Raw genomic sequence first — 1,866 nt, 5'->3', positions numbered from 1 at the left:
CGCCCGGTGACCCGGCGGCGCCGGGCCCGAGCCCGGAGAGGCGCCGCGCGCGCCCCCGCGGGCCCCGGACGACGGGTGAACCCCGGGCGCCGGGGCGGCGGAACATATGCCAGAGTTGCCACTTCCAGGCCGGGAGCACGTAGCGTACGGCCGACGGGCCCAGTAGACCGGGGAAGGGGCGGCTGGAGTTGAGCACGCACGCACCGCACACAGCGCAGCCGGTGACGCTCCCGGCGACGCTCGACGAGGCGGTCGCGGCGCTCGCCGCGCAGCCCGCCGCCGTGCCGGTTGCCGGAGGCACCGACCTGATGGGGGCCGTCAACGGCGGCCTGCTGCGGCCCACCGCGCTGGTCGGACTGGGGCGCGTGGCGGAACTGCGAGGCTGGGAGTACCGCGACGGCCACGCCCTGCTCGGCGCCTGCCTCACCCTCGCCCGCATGGGGCGGCCCGACTTCGCGGTGCTCATGCCCGCGCTGGCCGCCGCCGCCCGCAGCGCGGGACCGCCGCAGATCCTCAACGCCGGGACGCTGGGCGGCAACATCATCAGCGGTGCCCCGACCGGCGACACCCTCCCGGTCCTCGCCGCGCTGGAGGCCGACCTGGTGATCGCCGGCCCGGACGGCGACCGGCGCGAGGTACCGGTGAGCGACCTGCTCGTGGGCCGCGAGCACCTCCGGCCGGGTGAACTCCTCGCCTACGCCCGGGTACCGCTGCTGCACGCGCCGCAGACCTTCCTCAAGGCCACTGGGCGCACGGGCCCCGGCCGGGCCGTCGCCTCCGTCGCCGTCGCCCTGGACCCCGCGCGCCGTGAGGTGCGCTGCGCGGTCGGGGCGATCGCCCAGGTCCCGCTGCGCCCGCTGGAGGCCGAGGCGTGGATCGCCTCCCTCGTGGACTGGGACGGCGCGCGCACGGTGCCGCCCGAAGCGCTGACCGCGTTCGGGGAGTACGTCGCGATGGCCTGCATCCCCGACCCGGAGCCCGACCCGGCGACGGGCGAGGTCGCCGCGCTGTCGCCCGGCCTGCTCCACCTGCGTCGCACCGTCGCGGCGCTCGCACGGCGCGGGCTCGGAAGGGCGCTGTCGTGACGACACCGACCGCCGTGACGAGCCCGACCGTCACCGGACCGGCAGCGCGCCCGCCGCGGCGCGGCCACATCGACACCGCCGCCCGCGGCCACCGGCCGGGCGCGGCGTTCCGGGAGGCATGGTGAACGAGGAACGGCACGGACCACGGGGTGGGGAGCCCGATCCGCGCCATCCGGACGTCCCCGCGCCCGGCACCAGTTGGGGCGGGGAGTACGACAGCGAGGCCACCGCCTTCGTGCAGTTGCCGGAGGGGCTGATCGGCGAGCCCGGCCCCGGCGACCCCCTCGCGGCTCCGGGCCACGGGTACCGACCGCCGGAGATCGGCACCGCCGCGGGCCCGTTCCCGCCCGGTGGTCCGTTCCCGCCCGGCGGCCCGTTCCCGTCCGGTGGTCCGGGCACCGCACCGGAGGAGCGCGCGCGGCCGGCGGGCGACTGGGAGATGCCGTTCGGCACCGGTGAGTTGCCGCCTCCGGCCGACGCCGGGTTCGTCGCCGACCCCGTGCACGGCACCCCGCCGCCGATCGGCGGCGGTGACGCCGGCGGCGCGCAGGGCACCGCCGCGGCGCTGGCCGGGGTCCACCAGGGACGCGCCCGGCGGCGACCGTTGGGCGAGGGGCCGGCCGAGTACGGCCCGCCCGAGGCGGCGCACGGCGAGGCCCCCCGCATCGACCCCTATCCCGTCGCGGACCCGCCCAGCGGCCCGGCGGTCGACCTCGGGGTCGAGGCGGTGGTCCCGCCGGAGCGCGCGGACGCGATGATCCCGCCCGGCGGGGGCGCCCCC

General features: G+C 79.0%; 1 protein-coding gene and 1 pseudogene. Both read left to right on the top strand.

Annotated features, from left to right (window positions below; genetic code table 11):
• The first annotated feature begins 188 nt into the window (after positions 1-188).
• Positions 189-1,085 (top strand): FAD binding domain-containing protein, encoded by an 897-nt coding sequence (locus HCJ92_RS23895; RefSeq protein WP_167935690.1) that lies wholly within the window; start codon positions 189-191, stop codon positions 1,083-1,085.
• Between the two features lie 118 nt (positions 1,086-1,203).
• Positions 1,204-1,866: pseudogene (locus HCJ92_RS23890) on the top strand (hypothetical protein); the annotation flags it as partial.

This window comes from Streptomyces spiramenti (assembly GCF_012034385.1).
Taxonomy (GTDB): domain Bacteria; phylum Actinomycetota; class Actinomycetes; order Streptomycetales; family Streptomycetaceae; genus Streptomyces; species Streptomyces spiramenti.
This window is presented reverse-complemented; position numbering and strand designations above follow the sequence as displayed.